This window comes from Kitasatospora sp. NPDC054795 (assembly GCF_053611565.1).
Window position 1 is genome coordinate 82793 of record NZ_JBSHAP010000016.1, and the last position, 16810, is coordinate 99602.

At 72.9% G+C, this 16810-nt stretch carries 12 protein-coding genes and 2 pseudogenes; 7 read left to right on the plus strand and 7 right to left on the minus strand.

Features of this window, described 5'->3' with window-relative positions:
• Positions 1–35 precede the first annotated feature (35 nt).
• Entirely contained in the window at positions 36–2423 is a 2388-nt protein-coding gene (locus tag ACWGJO_RS08585) for an ArnT family glycosyltransferase (protein ID WP_452182773.1), read from the minus strand.
• Between the two features lie 71 nt (positions 2424–2494).
• Complete coding sequence (locus ACWGJO_RS08590) at positions 2495–3616, minus strand: alpha/beta hydrolase (protein ID WP_452182774.1); 1122 nt, start codon at positions 3614–3616, stop codon at positions 2495–2497.
• Positions 3617–3915: 299 nt separating this feature from the next.
• On the opposite strand from ACWGJO_RS08590, the gene ACWGJO_RS08595 reads away from it, so the two are divergent.
• The 6 genes and pseudogenes from ACWGJO_RS08595 (at position 3916) to ACWGJO_RS08620 (ending at position 9230) form a co-directional block, all read left to right on the plus strand.
• Complete coding sequence (locus ACWGJO_RS08595) at positions 3916–4671, plus strand: hypothetical protein (protein WP_452182775.1); 756 nt, start codon at positions 3916–3918, stop codon at positions 4669–4671.
• Positions 4672–4832: 161 nt separating this feature from the next.
• The gene (locus ACWGJO_RS08600) at positions 4833–5768 is read left to right on the plus strand and encodes a hypothetical protein (protein ID WP_452182776.1); all 936 of its coding nucleotides are present in this window, start codon (positions 4833–4835) and stop codon (positions 5766–5768) included.
• Positions 5769–5931: 163 nt separating this feature from the next.
• Positions 5932–6549, plus strand: a pseudogene (locus tag ACWGJO_RS08605) (S1 family peptidase); the annotation flags it as partial.
• A 204-nt stretch (positions 6550–6753) separates the two neighbouring features.
• Positions 6754–7479 (plus strand): annotated as a pseudogene (locus tag ACWGJO_RS08610) (putative Ig domain-containing protein); the annotation flags it as partial.
• A 75-nt stretch (positions 7480–7554) separates the two neighbouring features.
• The gene (locus ACWGJO_RS08615) at positions 7555–8220 is read left to right on the plus strand and encodes an HAD family hydrolase (protein ID WP_452182777.1); all 666 of its coding nucleotides are present in this window, start codon (positions 7555–7557) and stop codon (positions 8218–8220) included.
• Between the two features lie 113 nt (positions 8221–8333).
• Positions 8334–9230, plus strand: coding sequence for an aminoglycoside phosphotransferase family protein (locus ACWGJO_RS08620; protein WP_452182778.1), 897 nt, complete (start codon positions 8334–8336; stop codon positions 9228–9230).
• Positions 9231–9300: 70 nt separating this feature from the next.
• Here ACWGJO_RS08620 and ACWGJO_RS08625 read toward each other — a convergent pair whose 3' ends face one another.
• The 5 genes from ACWGJO_RS08625 to ACWGJO_RS08645 all read right to left on the minus strand — a co-directional run bounded on the left by ACWGJO_RS08625 (position 9301) and on the right by ACWGJO_RS08645 (position 15344).
• Positions 9301–9771, minus strand: coding sequence for a hypothetical protein (locus ACWGJO_RS08625; RefSeq protein ID WP_452182779.1), 471 nt, complete (start codon positions 9769–9771; stop codon positions 9301–9303).
• 129 nt (positions 9772–9900) lie between these two features.
• On the minus strand, positions 9901–10899 hold the full coding sequence (locus ACWGJO_RS08630; RefSeq protein WP_452182780.1) for a helix-turn-helix domain-containing protein: 999 nt from the start codon (positions 10897–10899) through the stop codon (positions 9901–9903).
• Positions 10900–11611: 712 nt separating this feature from the next.
• Positions 11612–12316 carry an aspartate/glutamate racemase family protein gene (locus ACWGJO_RS08635; RefSeq protein WP_452182781.1) on the minus strand — a complete coding sequence of 235 codons (705 nt, stop codon included), beginning with the start codon at positions 12314–12316 and terminating at the stop codon, positions 11612–11614.
• Between the two features lie 57 nt (positions 12317–12373).
• On the minus strand, positions 12374–14224 hold the full coding sequence (locus ACWGJO_RS08640; protein ID WP_452182782.1) for a CocE/NonD family hydrolase: 1851 nt from the start codon (positions 14222–14224) through the stop codon (positions 12374–12376).
• A gap of 148 nt (positions 14225–14372) precedes the next feature.
• Positions 14373–15344 (minus strand): hydrolase, encoded by a 972-nt coding sequence (locus ACWGJO_RS08645; protein WP_452182783.1) that lies wholly within the window; start codon positions 15342–15344, stop codon positions 14373–14375.
• 258 nt (positions 15345–15602) lie between these two features.
• Between ACWGJO_RS08645 and ACWGJO_RS08650 the strand changes: the two genes are divergently transcribed.
• Positions 15603–16727 (plus strand): HoxN/HupN/NixA family nickel/cobalt transporter, encoded by a 1125-nt coding sequence (locus ACWGJO_RS08650; RefSeq protein WP_452182784.1) that lies wholly within the window; start codon positions 15603–15605, stop codon positions 16725–16727.
• The last annotated feature ends 83 nt before the right edge of the window (positions 16728–16810 follow it).

Consider the following 16810-nt stretch of genomic DNA (forward strand, 5'->3'; position numbering starts at 1 on the left):
CGCGGCACGCCCCCTTCGGGGTTGCGGGCCCACCGTCAGGAGGTGGGGGCCGTCAGGTCGTAGAAGGTGGTCGAGCCGACGGTCTTCGCGGTGAAGTGGGCGGTCACCCAGGACGCGATCCGGGCGGACTCGTTCTGCTGCCCGCCCTCGTCGCCGCCCGCGCCGCCGAAGCCGCGGTGGGAGCCGCCGGCGCCGATGAACCAGTGCACCTTGCCCTCCTGGACGTACGTCCGGAAGCCGTCCAGGGTCAGTGAGGGGTCGGTGCCGTTGAAGCCGCCGAGGGCCATCACCGGTTCGCCGGTGGCGAGTTGGTAGCCGGCGGCGGTCTGCGAGCCGATCGTGGCAGCCGCCCAGGTGTAGTGGTCGGCGTTCTCCTTCAGCATGGCGGCGACCTCGTCGGTCACCTTGGGGCCGTCGAGCAGGCCGCCCATGCCGCCGGGGGGCGGGCCGTCGGCCGTGGCGCCGCCGGGGAGGCCTCCGGGGACGCCGGTGCCCGTACCCTCGGGGGCCTGCGCGCCGGGGAAGCCGCTGCCGTTGCCCGTTCCGCCACCGGTGCCGTTGCCGCGTTCGTGGCGGCCGTTGCCGTGGTCGGTGCCCGCCCCCGCGCCGCTGCCCGGGAAGCCCTGCCCGCCGGGGAAGCCCGGCTGACCGTTCTGACCGTTCTGGCCGCCGGGGAAGCCCTGGCCGAAGCCGCGCCCGTTGCCGCCGCCCCGGAAGCCCTTGCCGCCCTTGCGCCCCGTGCCGCCCGGTCCGAACGCGCCGTCCACGCCCGGCCCGGCGGTCACGATCGAGCCGGTGTGCGGGGTGTTCACGGTGTCCACCGCGTACGCCGCCGGACCGCCGAGCGCCGCCGCCAGGCCCATCAGGCCCGCCACCGAGGCGATCCGCGCGCCGGTCCGGCCGGAGAACCGCCCGGTCGGCGACCCGGCGGCCAGCGGACCGGCGACCAGCGGACCGGCGGCCAGCGCCGCCGCCGCGAGCAGCCCGCCGACCAGCACCGCCCAGCGCAGCCACGGCACGAAGTCCGGGCTGCGGCCGAGCAGCACGAACGCCCAGACCGCCGTCACCGCGAGCGTCCCGGCCAGCACCAGCGCCCAGGGCAGCCGGTGCCGGGCCCGCCACAGGCCGTCCACACCCATGCCGACCAGCGCCGCGACGGCCGGGGCCAGCGCCACCGTGTAGTACTGGTGGAAGATCCCGGACATGAAGCTGAAGATCAGCGCGGTGGAGAGCAGCCAGCCGCCCCAGACCAGGAAGGCCGCGCGGGCGGTGTCGGTGCGGGCGTAGCGGCGGGTCGCCCAGAGGGCGGCCACCAGCAGGATCAGCGCGGCCGGAAGCAGCCAGGCGATCTGTCCGCCGATGTCGGTGCCGAACATCCGGGTCAGTCCGGTCCGGCCCCAGCCGCGGCCGCCGCCGCCCACGCTGCCGGTCTCGTCGCCGTTGATCCGGCCGAGGCCGTTGTAGCCGAAGGTGAGCGAGAGGAAGCTGTTGTCCTGCGAACCGCCGACGTACGGGCGGGCGGAGGCGGGCAGCAGCTCGACGACCGCCACCCACCAGCCGCCGGCCACGACCATCGCCGCGCCCGAGAGCAGCAGCTGCCGCACCCGCCGCCACAGGCCGGTGGGCGCGACGACCAGGTAGATCACCGCGAACGCGGGCAGCACGAGGAAGGCCTGCAGGGTCTTGGTGAGGAAGGCGAGGCCGAACACCACCCCGGTGAACACCAGCCACCGGGTGCCCGCCGCCTCGACCGCGCGCACCAGCCCGTACGCGGCCAGCGTCAGCAGCAGCACCAGCAGCGCGTCCGGGTTGTTGAAGCGGAACATCAGCGCCGCGACCGGGGTGAGCGCCAGCGCGGCGCCCGCCAGCAGGCCGCCGAGCGGGGAGAAGCGGCGGCGCACCGTCGCGTACAGCACGCCGACGGTGGCCGCTCCCATCAGCGCCTGCGGGGCCAGCACCGACCATGAGGAGAGGCCGAAGATCCGCGCCGACAGGGCCATCGGCCAGAGCGAGGCCGGGGGCTTGTCGACGGTGATGAAGTTCGCCGCGTCCGAGGAGCCGAAGAAGAAGGCCTTCCAGCTCTGGGAACCGGCCTGCACGGCGGCCGAGTAGAAGGAGTTGGCCCAGCCGGAGGCGCTCAGGCCCCACAGGTAGAGGACGGTGGTCGCGACCAGCAGCGCCAGCAGGGCCGGGCGCACCCAGCGCGGGTCGTCCGCGCGCCCGCGCCAGGCGCGGGCCGGGAGGGTGCGCAGCCGGCCGGACCAGGAGGCCGGACCCTCGGGGACGGCGGGCGGCAGGGGCTGCTCGGGGAAGAGCGGCGCCGGGTCCGGCCGGGCAGGGCCGGGCGGCACCTCCGGCGGCGGGTGGTTCGCGGCCTCGGGCCACGGTTCGCCGGCCGGAGGGGAGTAGCTGCTCGTGGTCATGCGCCATACGGTGGGTGGCGCTGCTGAGAGAACCGTGAGACGGGGCTGTGAGGCGCGTGTGATCCGGAAAGTCAGGCGGACGGCGGCATGGTGAGGTGCTCGCCCAGCCACTCCAGGGCCGGGGGGATCTCCCGGGTCCAGGTGTGGAAGTTGTGGCCGGCGGTGTCCAGGGTGATGGTGGACATCTTGGTCGGGGCCTTGAAGGCGGCGACCATGGCCTCGGTCTCGTCGCGGTTGTTCTCGTCCTTCGCGGTGGTCAGCAGCAGCGAGACCGGGGCCGGCGGCTGGTTCTTCAGCCGCCACAGCAGGTCGTTCTCCTGCTTCAGCCGGTCGTTGCCGCCGAAGAGGTCACCGGTGGTCGCGTCGTGGGCGGCGCTGTAGTAGCCGGAGAGGGCGACCGCCGCGCGGTAGGAGTCGGGCTTGCGCAGCGCGAACTTGAGCGCGCAGTAGCCGCCGGTGGAGTTGCCGATCACCGCCCGGTTGGCCGGGTCGGTGCCGATCCGGTAAGTGGTGGCGAGGGCCTTGGGCAGGTCGGTGGTGAAGAAGGTCTCCACCTGGGGGCCGTTCGGCACGTCCACGCACTCGGTGTCCCGGTCGCCGACCAGGGTGGGGCGGGTCATCACCAGGACGGTCGGCGGCAGCTTCTTCTGCTCGATCGCGTTCAGCGTGGACGCCGGGTACTGCATCAGCGAGATCAGCTTCTCGGGGGTGCCCGGGTAGCCGGTCAGCACCAGGGCCATCGGGAAGCGCTGCTTGGCGTAGTCCGGCTGGAAGTACTGCGGCGGCAGGTAGACGTACGCCTCGGTGGTCAGACCGCTGCCGGCTCCTTTGACGTCGACCTTCTGGATCAGGCCGGAGCGCTCCGGGTCCGAGCCCTGGGCGGAGTAGAACTTCTGCTCGCCGGTGACGGCCACCCCGGAGGCGTTGGGCTGGTGGTCGACCACCGTGCCGAGCCCGCCGCTGGTGCCGAGCAGGTCCGTCCAGGAGCTGTAGAAGCCGAAGTAGCTGTTGGCGATCAGGCCCATCGCGGCCAGCACCGACACCTGGGTGGCGAGGAACGCCCCGAGCCGGCCCAGCCACGCCTTCCAGCCCTTCCCGCCGAACCGCGGCCAGAGCCACATGGTGGCGGCGAAGACGGCGATCGCGAGGAGGGAGGCGATGATCTGGAGGGGGAGTCCGGTGAGACTGAGCACGAGCCCGATCGTAGTTGACCTCCGGAGACGGCCCGAGGCGGGCCCTTGTGATGATCGTCCGAATCGTGTTGACCGGGGTGGCCGGTTCTCGGCGGCATGTCGCCCCGAACGTGCATGGTCCGTGTACGGGTTGTCATCGGGGTGGAGTTGTGAAGTCGGTGCGGTTCGTGGGGTCTTCGGGTGTGGTGGGACTGGTGGTTGGCGGGGTGCCGGTGCTCTCGGCCTGTTCCGGCGGGGGCGGTGGGACGGCCGCGCCGAGCGTTTCGGCGACACCGTACGGCACGGTGCTCAGTCAGGCCTTGGAACCGGTTGGCACCGGGCTGGGAAAGGCGGTGGAGGCCAAGACCCCGGCCGATCTCGCCAAGGCGATGGGAATCGTCGGGTCCAACGCCGGACGCGCAGGCCGGACCCTGAACTCCGCCACGACCCCGGCGGGGGCGGAGACCGCGCGTACCGAGCTTGTGAGCGCCCTGGACGCGCTGGTGTCGGAGACCTCGGCGATCACTGCGGACATCTGGAGCAAGAAGCTCTGCGGCCTGGGCGTCGGCCAGGCACGCCTCGGAGCCGGACAGGGACTGCCGGGCGTCTCGGCGGCTCTGGCCAAGCTGACGGCGTCCGGGTACCAATCCACCTTCACCGTCCCGCCGTTGCCCGCGCCCCAGCCGCAGCCGCGCTCCCTGGAGAACGGGACCATGGTCCGCGAGGGCGGAAAGGGCGGTAAGGGTGAGCTGCGCTTCGACAACAAGAGTTCGGTGGACTCGGTCTTCACGCTCGCCCGGGACGGTGCTTCGGTGGCCTCGGTGTACGCGGCAAAGGGGCAGCTGGCCACCATCGACGGCGTCGAGGACGGTTCGTACGACTTTTACCTCACCACTGGGGTGGACTGGGATCCCGAGGCGAAGCAGTTCACCCAGGACTGTCATTTCACCAAGTACCAGGGCTCGTACGCCTTCAAGCCGGACGGGACGACCTGGAAGGTGGGCCTCGGCGCGAAGTCGGGGGACGCCCGTGCCGACGTCGAGTGGCAGACCGTGAACACTGCTCCGCAGCCCTGACCCTGGAAGGGTGACCGCCAGGTAATGGGTTGACGCGGGTCGTTCGCGCTCGGGACCATGTGTGACCGCGTGGCTGCGCGGTGTGCGCGCGGTCCAGGCTTCCCGGGGGTGGGGTCATGGGGTTCACAGGGTTCACGAAGTTCACGGGGTCCGAGGGGTTCGTGGGGAAGGCCGCTCTGGCCGCCGGTGCGGCGCTGGTGCTGGCGGCGTGCTCCGGTGGCGGGGGCGGCGGTTCGGCGGGCGGCCCGGCCGCGTCCGGTTCGGCGGGGGCGGTGACCTCCCCGCGGCCGACGCCGACGCCGACGCCGACCCGGCCGCCGTACGGCCCGGTGCTCGCCGCGAGCGTCGACCCGGTCACCACCGCGCTCGCCCAGGTGACCGGTGCCAAGAGCCTGGCCGATCTCGACACCGTGCTCGGCGGCATCGCCACCAGCGCGCAGAGCGCCGCCCGGTCCCTGGCCAGGGCGGACCAGCCGCTCGCCGTCACGACGGCGCAGACCGAGCTGGCGGCGGCGATGACCTCGCTGGCCACCGACGCGGGCAAGGTCCGCAGCGGCATCAAGGCCCACCAGCTCTGCGCACTGGGCTCGGCCGAGGCCGAACTGGGCACCTCCCAGGGGCTCGTGGCGGTGACGGCGGCCCTCACCAAGATGACCGCGGCAGGCTACCCGACCACCTTCGCCGTCCCGCCGCTGCCCCAGCAGCAGTCCCGCGCGCTGGACAACGGCACCATGGTCCGCAAGGGGAAGCTGCGCGGTGAGGGCGTGTTCAAGGTCGAGAACGGCGGCAAGGCGGACGCCGTGGTGTCGCTCGCGCTGAACGGCAAGGCCGTGCACTCGCTGTTCGTCGGCAAGGGGCAGGACGCCAAGGTCGAGGGGGTGGAGGACGGGACGTACGAGGTCTACGTCTCCGGGGGCGCGGACTGGGACTCCGACGCCAAGGCGTTCACCCGGAACTGCCACTTCACCAAGTTCGAGGACACCTTCCCGTTCGAGACCGGCCGGACCGCGACCTCCTGGGAGATCACCCTCCAGCCGGTGGCCGACGGCAACGCCAAGACCGGGGACGTGGATCCGGACGCTTTCCCGCAGCCGTAACGGGCATATCGGGACGGGTCGTTGCCTTCGGGTGGCACAGCCCGTGCCGGGCAGTGGCGAGTTCGGTCACAATCCTTGACCTCTTGAAGTGGCCATGGCACTTTCGTGCGGCGCGGGCGTCGGCGACCAGTCGTACACCCCGCGATCCCCCACAAGGAGAGCCATGTTCAAGAGATTTGTCGCGGTGGCCGGTACCAGTGCCGTCGTCGCGGGCGGGCTGGCCTTCGCCGCCGCCCCCGCGCAGGCCGTCCAGGCGGCCGACCTGACGTCCACCATCGCCCTGAGCAACTGCTCGGCCTCGCTGGTCCGTTACCCCACCTCGGTGGCCGGCGACCGCGCGCTGATGCTCACCAACGGGCACTGCCTGCCGACCATGCCCTCGGCCGGCCAGGTGATCCAGAACGCCACCGCCAGCCGCAGCGGCACCCTGCTGAACGGCGCGGGCAACAGCCTGGGCACCGTCCAGGCCGACAAGGTGCTCTACGCGACGATGACCGGCACCGATGTCGCGCTCTACCAACTCACCGACACCTACGGGTCGATCAGCTCCAAGTACGGCGCCACCGCGCTGACCATCAGCGACTCGCACCCGACCGACGGCGCGTCGATGTACATACCCTCGTCGTACTGGAAGCAGACCTGGAACTGCTCCGTCAACGGCTTCGTGCCGACCCTGCGCGAGGACGAGTGGACCTGGCACGACTCGCTGCGCTACAGCTCCGGCTGCAACACCACGCACGGCACCTCCGGTTCGCCGATCGTCGATTCCGCCAGCGGGCGGATCATCGGCATCAACAACACCGGCAATGACGACGGCGCCATGTGCACCCTCAACAACCCGTGCGAGGTGGCCGCCGACGGCACCACCAAGGCCTTCAAGGGCCAGAGCTACGGCGAGGAGACGTACTGGTTCACCACCTGCCTGAACTCCAGCCGGGCCATCGACCTCAACGTCTCCGGCTGCCTGCTCACCAAGCCGGCCGGCAGCGGCACCGTCTCGGTGACCAACCCGGGCAACCAGTCCACCGTCGTCGGCGGCGCGGTGAACCTCCAGATCGGCGCCTCCGGCGGCACCGCCCCGCTGTCCTACGCCGCGACCGGCCTGCCCGCCGGGCTGTCGATCAACTCCTCCACCGGCGTCATCGCGGGCACCGTCTCCACCGCGGGCAGCTCCACCGTGACCGTCACCGTCACGGACGCCGCGGGCACGTCGGCCTCCGCCTCCTTCACCTGGGCGGTCTCCACCGGTGGCGGCGGCTGCACCCCGGCGCAGCTGCTGGGCAACGCGGGCTTCGAGACGGGCACCGCCACCCCGTGGACGACGTCGAGCGGCGTGGTGGACAACAGCTCCTCGCAGGCGGCCCACGGCGGCTCCTGGAAGGCGTGGATGAACGGCTACGGCTCGACCCACTCGGACTCGCTGTCGCAGACGGTGAGCATCCCGTCGGGCTGCAAGGCGACGCTGAGCTTCTGGCTGCACATCGACACCGCCGAGTCGGGCAGCACCGCGTACGACAAGCTGACCGTCTCGGTCAACGGCACCGCGCTGAAGACCTACTCCAACGTGGACGCCGCGGCCGGCTACCAGCAGCGCACCTTCGACCTGTCGGCCTACGCGGGCCAGAGCGTCACCGTGAAGTTCGCCGGGACCGAGGACGCCTCGCTCCAGACCAGCTTCGTGATCGACGACACCTCCGTCCAGACCGGCTGACCGGGTAACGCCCAAGGGGCGGTGGCCGGTTCGCCGGTCACCGCCCTCGGGTGCGCACCGGCCTATGCTGGTCGGATGATCAAGCCGATAGAGCTGGTGATTTTCGACTGCGACGGCGTCCTGGTGGACAGCGAGGTGATCGCCGTCCGGGTGCTGGTGCGCCTGGGGGAGGAGCACGGCTGGCCGCTGACCGGGGCGGAGGCGATCGAGCTCTTCGTCGGACGGTCCGAGGCCGCCAACCGGACGACGGTCGCCGAACGGCTGGGCGCCGAGACGGCCGTCCTGTGGAGCAAGCGCTTCGTCGAACTGCACGCCGAGGCGGTCGACGCCGGGCTGACCCCCGTGGACGGTCTGCCGGAGGCGCTCGCCGCGATCACCCTGCCCACCTGCGTGGCCTCCAGCGGCACCCACGAGAAGATGCGCCACACGCTGGGCCGCACCGGCCTCCACGACCACTTCGCCGGACGGATCTTCAGCGCCACCGAGGTCGGCCGCGGCAAGCCCGCCCCCGACCTCTTCCTGCACGCCGCCCGCTCGATGGGCGTCGACCCGGCCGCCTGCGTGGTGGTCGAGGACAGCCGGCCCGGCGTCGAGGCCGCCCGCGCCGCCGGGATGCGCGCGCTCGGCTACGCGGGCGGCGTCACGGCCGCGGAGCGGCTGGCGGGGCCGGGCACCGTGGTCTTCGACGACATGCGGGACCTGCCCGGGCTGATCGCCGCGGGCGCGGTTCACCAGAGGTAGGCCCCGCCCTCCGGGCGGAAGAACGACCCGCTCGCCCCGGCGGGCGCAGGCGGCCGGGCGGGCGCGCCAATTCGCTTGCCGGGCCCGGCAAACGGGTGGCAGGGTCGGGCACCATGGCCACCTCCCGCAAGCTGCACCCCGACGAACTGGACATCGACGAGGCCCTGGTGTGCCGGATGGTCGCCGAGCAGTTCCCGCAGTGGGCCGGTCTGCCGGTCGAGCCGGTGGAACCGGCCGGGACCAGCAACGCGATGTACCGGCTCGGGGCGGAGCTGGTGGTGCGCATCCCGAGGATCCCCGGGGTGGTCGAGGAGATCGCCAAGGAGGACCTTTGGCTGCGGCGCCTGGCCCCGCGGCTGCCCGTCCCGGTGCCGGTCCCGCTGGCCGTGGGCGGTCCGGTCGACGGCTGCCCCTGGGCCTGGTCGGTGCTGCGCTGGCTGGACGGCGACACCCCGGACGCCGGGCGGCCGGCCGAACCCGAGCTGCTGGCCCGGGACTTGGCCGGCTTCGTGACCGCGATGCGCGGGATCGACCCGGCCGGCGCGCCCGCCGCCTACCGCAGCGAGTCGCTGGCGGACCGGGACACCGGGACGAGGAAGGCGATCGCGGCCGTGCCGGACCTGGTCGACGTCGCCGCAGCGACCGCCGCCTGGGAGCACGCCCTGGCCACCCCCGCGCCCGCCGGCCCCCCGGTCTGGATCCACGGGGACCTCCAGCCCGGCAACCTGCTGGTGTCCCCGGACGGCCGGCTCGCCGCCGTCATCGACTTCGGCTGCGCGGGCCTGGGCGAACCGGCCGTCGACCTGATCCCCGCCTGGTACGTCCTGCCCGCCGCCGCCCGCACTGCCTTCCGTACGGACGTCGCCGACGACGACGCGATGTGGGACAGGGCCCGCGGCTGGGCCCTGTCCATCGCCCTGCTGGAGGTGGCCTACTACCGGGACAGCGACCCGAGGATGACCGCCATCGCCCGCCACGTCATCGCCGAGGTCCTGGCCGACCACGCGTAGCGGGACGGGCGCCGCGCCCTGCGGCTCTCCGCCCGCCGTACGGGCGGAGAGCCGCAGGGCCGCCGGCGGGTCAGCCGATCGACAGCCAGCCCGAGTACGTGTTGGTCAGCACCAACAGCCCGGTGTCGCCGTCGTAGAGGGCGTTGTTCAGCTGGATGCGCCCCGTCTCGCGCATGTCGTAGTTGCACTCCGCCCACTGGCCGACGCCGAGGGCGTTGCGGCACGCGCCGGTGCGGCCGTAGTCGGTGCTCCACCGGCCGACGGCGGAGAAGCCGTCCTTCGCGGTGTCGAGCACGAGCACCTTGTCGCCGGCCTTGTCGAAGCAGGTCTTGACCCCGGGGCTGGTGATGCACGGCAGGCTGTCCGCCGTGATCGCGGACTCCGACAGGGTGACGGGCGTCCCGATCGCGAGCGGGTCGGCCTGCGGCGCGGCGACGGCCTGACCGCCGCCGAGGGCGGTGAGCCCGAGCGTCAGCGCGGCGATGCCGACGGCGGCGGCGGATCGCAGGGTCGTGCGGGGCCGGGTTCCGTTGCTGGACATGGATGTTCCCCCTTCGAGGGTGCTGGTGTCGGTCCGTGTCCACCGGAGGAGCCCCCGTGGTGGACACAGCATCAGCTTGCCGACCCCCCGGGGGGGTTGTCGTTAGCAGCGGGACCAGGTCCGCTTCGCTCAGCGTCCACCCGTGGCCGTCGCGGCGGCGCCGTGCCGGAAGTCGCGGGGCGGCAGCCCGTACGCGCCGCGGAAGGCGCGGCTGAAGTCGGCGGCGCGGGGGAACCCGCAGCGGGCCGCGATGACGTGGACGGGGGTGGCGGCCAGGGCCGGGTCGGCGAGGTCGCGGCGGGCCCGTTCGAGGCGCTGGCGGCGGATCCAGGCGGCGACGGTCTCCTCCTCGCCCTCGAAGAGGCGGTGCAGGTAGCTGACCGAGATGTGGTGCGCGGCGGCGACCGCGCCGGGGTTGAGGTCCGGCTCGTGCAGGTGGGCGCGGATGAAGGCCCGGACGCGCTGGACCAGCGCCCGGCGCCGGCTCTCCGGCGGGACGGCGTCCTCGGCGTCGAGGTGGTGGGCGAGCAGCGCCGACACCAGGTCGAGGGCGACGGTGCCCAGCCGGGGCGCGTCGCCGGCCCGGTAGGCGCCGGGGTCGGCGGCGATGCCGGCGAGCAGCTGGACGAGCAGGGCGCCCACGCCCGCGTCCCCGGGCATCCGGCGGGCCGTGAGCGTGCCGATCCGGTCCGGCGACAGCGGCAGCGCCTGCCGGGGCACGGTCAGCCAGCCCCCGCGGAACCGCTGGCGCGGATCATCGGTGCTCGCCCGGAGGAGGACGGGCCGGGCGCTGTCCTGCAGGACCACGTCGTGCGGGCGGTAGGCGCCGAGGCCGTCGGAGCGGACCGCGGTGGCGGTGTCGCCGAACGGAAGCGAGAACAGGTACAGCTCGGGGTCGGTGGACGAGCGGATCAGGCGTGGCGACCGGCTCGCGGCGAGCGGCGGGTGCTCCATCGTCCAGAGCGCCAGGTCGCCGAGCGGCATGACGCGCACCTCGGACCGGAAGTCGGCCCTGTGCTCGGTGCGGACGTCGAACGGCGCTATCATCCGGGCGAGTTGCTGCTGCCAGTACTCGAAGCGGTCCCGTGGTTCCACGTCCTCGGTCCGGTACACCGACTCGGTCAGCATGCTCGCCCTCCCCTGGCTGGCCTTCCCCGTCCCGGCATTCTCACACCGCTGACGGATCCGGCCCGGGGAGGAGGGGATCAGCCGACGAGGCCGCCCTCGGGCGGGGCCCCGCGCCGGACAGCTTCGGCCGGAAGCGGTGCCCTCTTCGGGCGGTCCGGCCGAGAACGGCCGGGCCGCCCGAAGAGAGCGGGCCTGCTCTCCCGTCCCGACGGGTGGCGGGAGGACGGGCGGCAGATGGCGGACAGCAGTCCGCAGGGGCGGGGTGCCGTGCGGCGGGCCCTCAAGGAACTGAAAGACGCGGGGTGCTACCGGGTCGACACGGTCCGGCTGGCCGACGGGACGGTCCGGTCCGAGGCCCATGTCTTCGACACGCCGCAGTTGGCACCGGTTGCCCCCCGCCCGGCTTCCGGTGGGCGGGGCACCGGCGGCGCTGTCGCCCCTCCCGTAAAGGACCCGGGACAAGAACCCACCCTCCCGGATGAACGGACGCGGGCGGCCGTGGCCACCCTGTTCAGGGTGATCCGGTCCGAACCCCGCCTACACCTCGGCGAGGCCGAGGCGCGGGCTCTGGCACTGCTCGTCACACAGTGGCTGGAACGGGGCTGGGACGAGGCCGAGTTGGCCCACGCCCTGATCCGCCGACGGCCCTTCCCTGTCCGACGATCCCTCCCCGCCCGGAGGCCGCCTCGCGTAACGGCCGCCTCCGGACCCGTCAGAGGCCGGCCAGGGCGGCGTCGACCGCCGCCTCGGCGTGCAGCCGGGTGGTGGGGAAGACGGGCACCGGGCTGTCCTCCGGCCGGACCAGCAGTTCGATCTCGGTGCAGCCGAGGACGATCCCTTCCGCGCCCCCGGCCACCAGTTCCCCGATCACCCGCCGATACGCTGCCCGGGACTCCGCGCGGACCAGTCCGACGCACAGTTCCTGGTAGATCACCCGGTGGACCAGGGCGCGCGAGTCCGCCTGCGGCACCAGGACGTCCAGGCCGCCTGCCGCCAACCGGCCGCGGTAGAAGTCCTGCTCCATCGTGAAGGCCGTCCCGAGCAGCCCGACCCGTCGCAGGCCCGCCGCCCGGACGGCCGCCGCCGTGGTGTCGGCCAGGTGCAGCAGGGGGATGGAGGACGCCGCCGCGACCTGGTCGGCGACCTTGTGCATGGTGTTGGTGCAGATCAGCAGCAGGTCGGCGCCCGCCGCCTCCAGTGACCGGGCCGCGTCGGCGAGGACCTCGCCGGCCTCCTCCCATCGGCCGGCCGCCTGTAGCCGCTCGATCTGCGCGAAGTCGACGGAGTAGAGCACGAGTCGGGCGGAGTGCAGTCCGCCGAGGCGCTCGCGGGTGAGCCGGTTCAGCAGGCGGTAGTACTCGGCGGTGGATTCCCAGCTCATGCCGCCGATCAGGCCGATGGTCTTCGTGGTCTTCATGGAGCTGTTTATAAGCCAGGATCGAAATATGAGGCAAGTATATAAGGAAATCTATGATCAGCTCTCCCGGGGCACTCGGTGCTGCCACTCCCGGGCGAACACCACCGAGCCCGCCTCCAGCGCCCGCAACTGGACGACGCTGATGAAGTGTTCGGCGTCGCAGCGCAGTTGGGTGCGGGTCTGGACGGTGACGTCCCAGCCGATGTCGGGCCGTTCCAGACGGACGGTGCGGTCGGTGCGGGCCTGGGCGCTGAGCGGGGCGCCGGTGAGCACCCGGTAGGCGGTGACGGTGTGTTCGTCGCGGACCAGGCCGTCGGGGTGGGTGCGGGTGCCGTCGGTGGCGGGGGAGAGCTCGGTGCGCCACTCGTGGCGGCCGATGTCGTGCACGGTGAGGTGTTCGGGCCGGACGGTGAGCGGTTCGGTGAGGTGGATGTCGAGCGGTGCGGGCAGCATCGGGGGCTCGAAGGTGACGGGCGGGGCGCCGACGTCGGCGGCGAGGTGGCGCACCGGCAGGCTCAGGGTGGAGCGGGACGGGTCGACGCCGTACCCGGTGTCCTCCGCGGGGGGCCAGACCCAGGGCCAGTAGACCGAGGAGAGGGCGAGCCGCAGCCGGTGCCCGGCCGGGACCGTCCAGGCGCAGGCCGCGAGATCGACCTCGGCGTCCGGCCCGTCGGCGACCAGGAAACCCCGGGTGACCAGCTCCGAGGTGCCGTCCGGGCCGACCGCGCACAGCCGCACCGTCACCTGGACGGGTGCCCCGTCCTCGCGCAGCCGCAGCCGGACGGTCGGGGCGCCGAGCAGCTCGACGGGTTCGGGCAGTGGCTGGGAGTCGAAGCAGACCGAGCGGCCGTCCTCCTCGCGCTGGTCCGGCGGCCGGTCGGCGGGACGGCCGTGGGGGACGTAGGCGCCCGCGTTGAGGCCGGTGTGCTGCGGGGACCGGACCGGGACGTACCGGTCGTGGGCGGCGGTGCCGGCGGTGCGCAGCGGGCCGTCCAGGCCGTAGTGGATCTCCCGGACGTCGGGGGAGGGCCAGGCCTCGTCCCCGGTCCAGCGGGTGGCGAGCCAGGTGCGCAGGGCGGGTTCCTTGAGGGCGCCGGTGTCGATGCCGCGCAGCCAGTGGTCCCACCAGCGCAGGGTGTCGGGCAGGGCGGCCTCGGGCAGGCCGTGCGGCCAGGGGCCGATCAGGGCGCGCGCGGTCGGGGACTCGGCGAGCAGCCGCAGCACGAAGGAGCAGGACGGGTCGCCCCAGCCGGCCACGGCGAGGGTGGGCACGGACACCGGGACGGTGCTCTCGCGGGGTGCGAGCCAGTCGTCGACGGGCGGCTGCAGCGCCTCCAGCCGGGCCAGCCAGGCGGCCCGCCAGGCGTCGCCGACGTGCCGCGGGTCCGGCGGCAGGGCGGCGTCGGCGACCAGGGCGGTGAGCCGGGTGTGCAGGTCGGCGGCGAGCACGGCCCCGCCGAGCCGGTGGCCGCCCTCGGGGCAGGCGGTGACGACGGCGCCGACGGTGCCGGGGGTGCGGGCGGCGAGCCGCAGGGCGGTGGTGCCGGCGGTGCCGGTGCCGAGCAGGCCGAGCCGGCCGTTGCACCAGGGTCGGCGGGCGAGCCAGTCGACCACGGCGGCGCCGTCGGCCAGCTCCTGTTCGCCGCCGGGCTCGCCGGGGATGCCCTCGGAGTTGCCGTGCCCGCGGGTGTCGACCCGGACGGCGGCGTAGCCGTGGCCCGCGTACCAGGGGTGGCGGCGGGCGTCCTCGGCGGCGGTCCGGTCGGTGAGGCGGCCGCCGGAGTACTCCAGCAGCGCGGGGCCGGGCTCGTCACCGACCGGCCGCCACAGCCGGGCGCCCAGCCGGGTGCCGTCGGGCAGCGGGATGCGCAGGTCCTCGCGGGTGGTGTGGAAGGGGTAGGACGGCATGGCCGCTCCCATCGGTCCCTGGCGTCGGCCTTCCGACGGTTCGGTATTTCCGACAGTAGGGGAGGGAGCGGCCGTTTTCCTGGTGAGAGGGGCCTGATGGGAGGGGCCCGGTGGGGGCCCGGTGGGGGCCCGGTGGGGGCGCCCCCGGTCAGGCCTTGCTCAGCCAGGCGGTGGCGTTGAGGGCGAGGGCGGCGTCGGTGCCCGCCGGGTCGTCCCAGCCGTTGTACAGGGTGTTGCCGGACTGGCCGGTGCCGTCGTCGATCGGGGAGCTGTCGCCCCAGATCGCGACCCGGCCGGAGCCGAAGGTGCTGGTGACGAAGAACGCGCCGGTGTTGCCGCTGTAGCCGGTCCGGTAGACCAGGCCCTTGACGTTCGGGTTGTCGGCGGGCTTGAGGGTGAAGGTGGTGCCGTTGCGCAGGATGGAGCCGGTGACGGTGCCGAAGGGGCCGTGCAGCACCGGGTCGGTCGGGGCGTCGGCCGCGCGCGGGTTGTCGGTGGTGATGTTGAGCAGGTCGACCGAGAAGCCGAAGGGGTCGTTGTTGTTCACCCCGTTGTTGGTCAGCAGGTCGTTGATGATCTTCGGGGAGTCCCAGCCGTCGTTGTTGCGGTCGCTGTTGTTGTGGTCGGAGACCAGGAAGAGCCCGCCGCCGTTCTTCACGAAGTTCATGATCGCGGCCTTTTCGCCCGCGGAGAAGCGCGTATTGGGCTCCGGGATCACGAAGGTGTCGAAGTTGGCGAGGTCGAGCGCGGCGCCGGTGCCGTAGCTGATGGTGGACCCGGCCGGGAGGGTCTTCAGGCTGTACTGGCCGGTCTTCTGGAGGGCGACGCCCCAGGCGGACAGGGCGCCGGTCCAGCTCTTCTCGGTGGTGGGGTTGGCGTTCTGGGCCAGCGGGTCGGGCTGGCTGGTGCTGATGATCCAGTCGGCGTTGCCCGCGGTCTCGGCCTTGCTGTTGTCGAACAGCACCCGGTGCGGGGTGGCGGTGGCGGTCCTCGCGGCGGGCGCGGTGAGTGCGGCGGGCGCGGCGGGGCCGGGCGCGGCGGTGGCGGCGGGGGTGGTGAGACCGGCCGTGAGCAGGGCCGTTCCGGCGAGGGCCGCGGCGGTTCGGATGCGGATCGTCATGTGCCGTTCCTCCGTGGGGAGTTGAGGGGGCAGCGCTCAGGTTTTCGCGCGTAGAACGGGAGTATCCGCGCGTAGAGCGCAGGGTGAAAGCCCTCCGAGGTTACGAAGCCTTGTACGGGTCGTGACGATCTTCGGGAGGGGGGTGGAAGCCGGGGGGACCGGGGGGAGGCGAATCCGTAATTGCGCATGACTTGCAACTGCGCGCACCTAGGCGGAAAGATGGCCCAGCTTCGACCGCCCGACCGAAAGGACACGACGATGACCGCCCCCCGCTGGCGCGACCGGCTCACCCGTGAGGAGTGGATCCGCCTGGCCGGAATGGGCGGATTCATCCTCGCGCTCCACGTCATCGGCTGGTTCACCCTGCTCGCGGTGGTCGAGCCCGAGCACTACGACGTCGGCGGCCAGGTGTTCGGCGCCGGCATGGGCCTGACCGCCTACACCCTCGGCATGCGGCACGCCTTCGACGCGGACCACATCGCCGCCATCGACAACACCACCCGCAAGCTGATGGGCCAGGGCAAGCGGCCGCTGTCGGTCGGCTTCTGGTTCTCGCTCGGGCACTCGTCGATCGTCTTCGGCCTCTGCGCGCTGCTGGCCCTCGGCATCCGCTCACTGGCCGGCCAGGTGGAGTCCGACGACTCGACGCTGCACGAGCTGACCGGCCTGATCGGCGTCGCCGTCTCCGGCACCTTCCTGCTGCTGCTCGGCCTGATCAACCTGGGTGCCTTCAACGGCATCCTCAAGGTCTTCCGCCGGATGCGCGAGGGCGACTACGACGAGGCGGAGCTGGAGCGCCAGCTGGAGCGGCGCGGGCTGATGAACCGCATCCTCGGCAGGGTCACCCGGGCCGTCACCAAGCCCTGGCACATGTACCCGGTGGGCCTGCTGTTCGGCCTGGGCTTCGACACCGCCACCGAGGTGTCCCTGCTGGTGCTGGCGGGCGGCGCGGCGGCCTTCTCGCTGCCCTGGTACGCGCTGCTCACGCTGCCGATCCTGTTCGCGGCCGGAATGAGCCTGCTGGACACCATCGACGGCTCGTTCATGAACTTCGCGTACGAGTGGGCCTTCTCCAAGCCGGTCCGCAAGATCTACTACAACCTGACCGTCACCGGGCTGTCGGTGCTGGTCGCACTGGTGATCGGCTCGATCGAGCTGATCGGCCTGCTCGGCGAGAAGCTGGACATCACCAGCGGTCCGATCGCCTGGATCGGCGCACTGGACCTCAACTTCGTCGGCTACGCGATCGTCGGACTGTTCGTGCTCACCTGGGCCGCGGCGATCGCCTACTGGAAGCTCGGCAACGTCGAGGAGAAGTGGTCGGCCGGGCTGGCCGCCGGTGCCGCGGCCGGTGCCGCCCCCGCCTCCGCGAAGTCCGAGTAGGACGCGCAGGACCGAGGGGCCGGTGACCGGGGGTTCGGGCACCGGCCCCTCGGGGCTTTACGGGGGCGCGCCGGGCGGGCGCC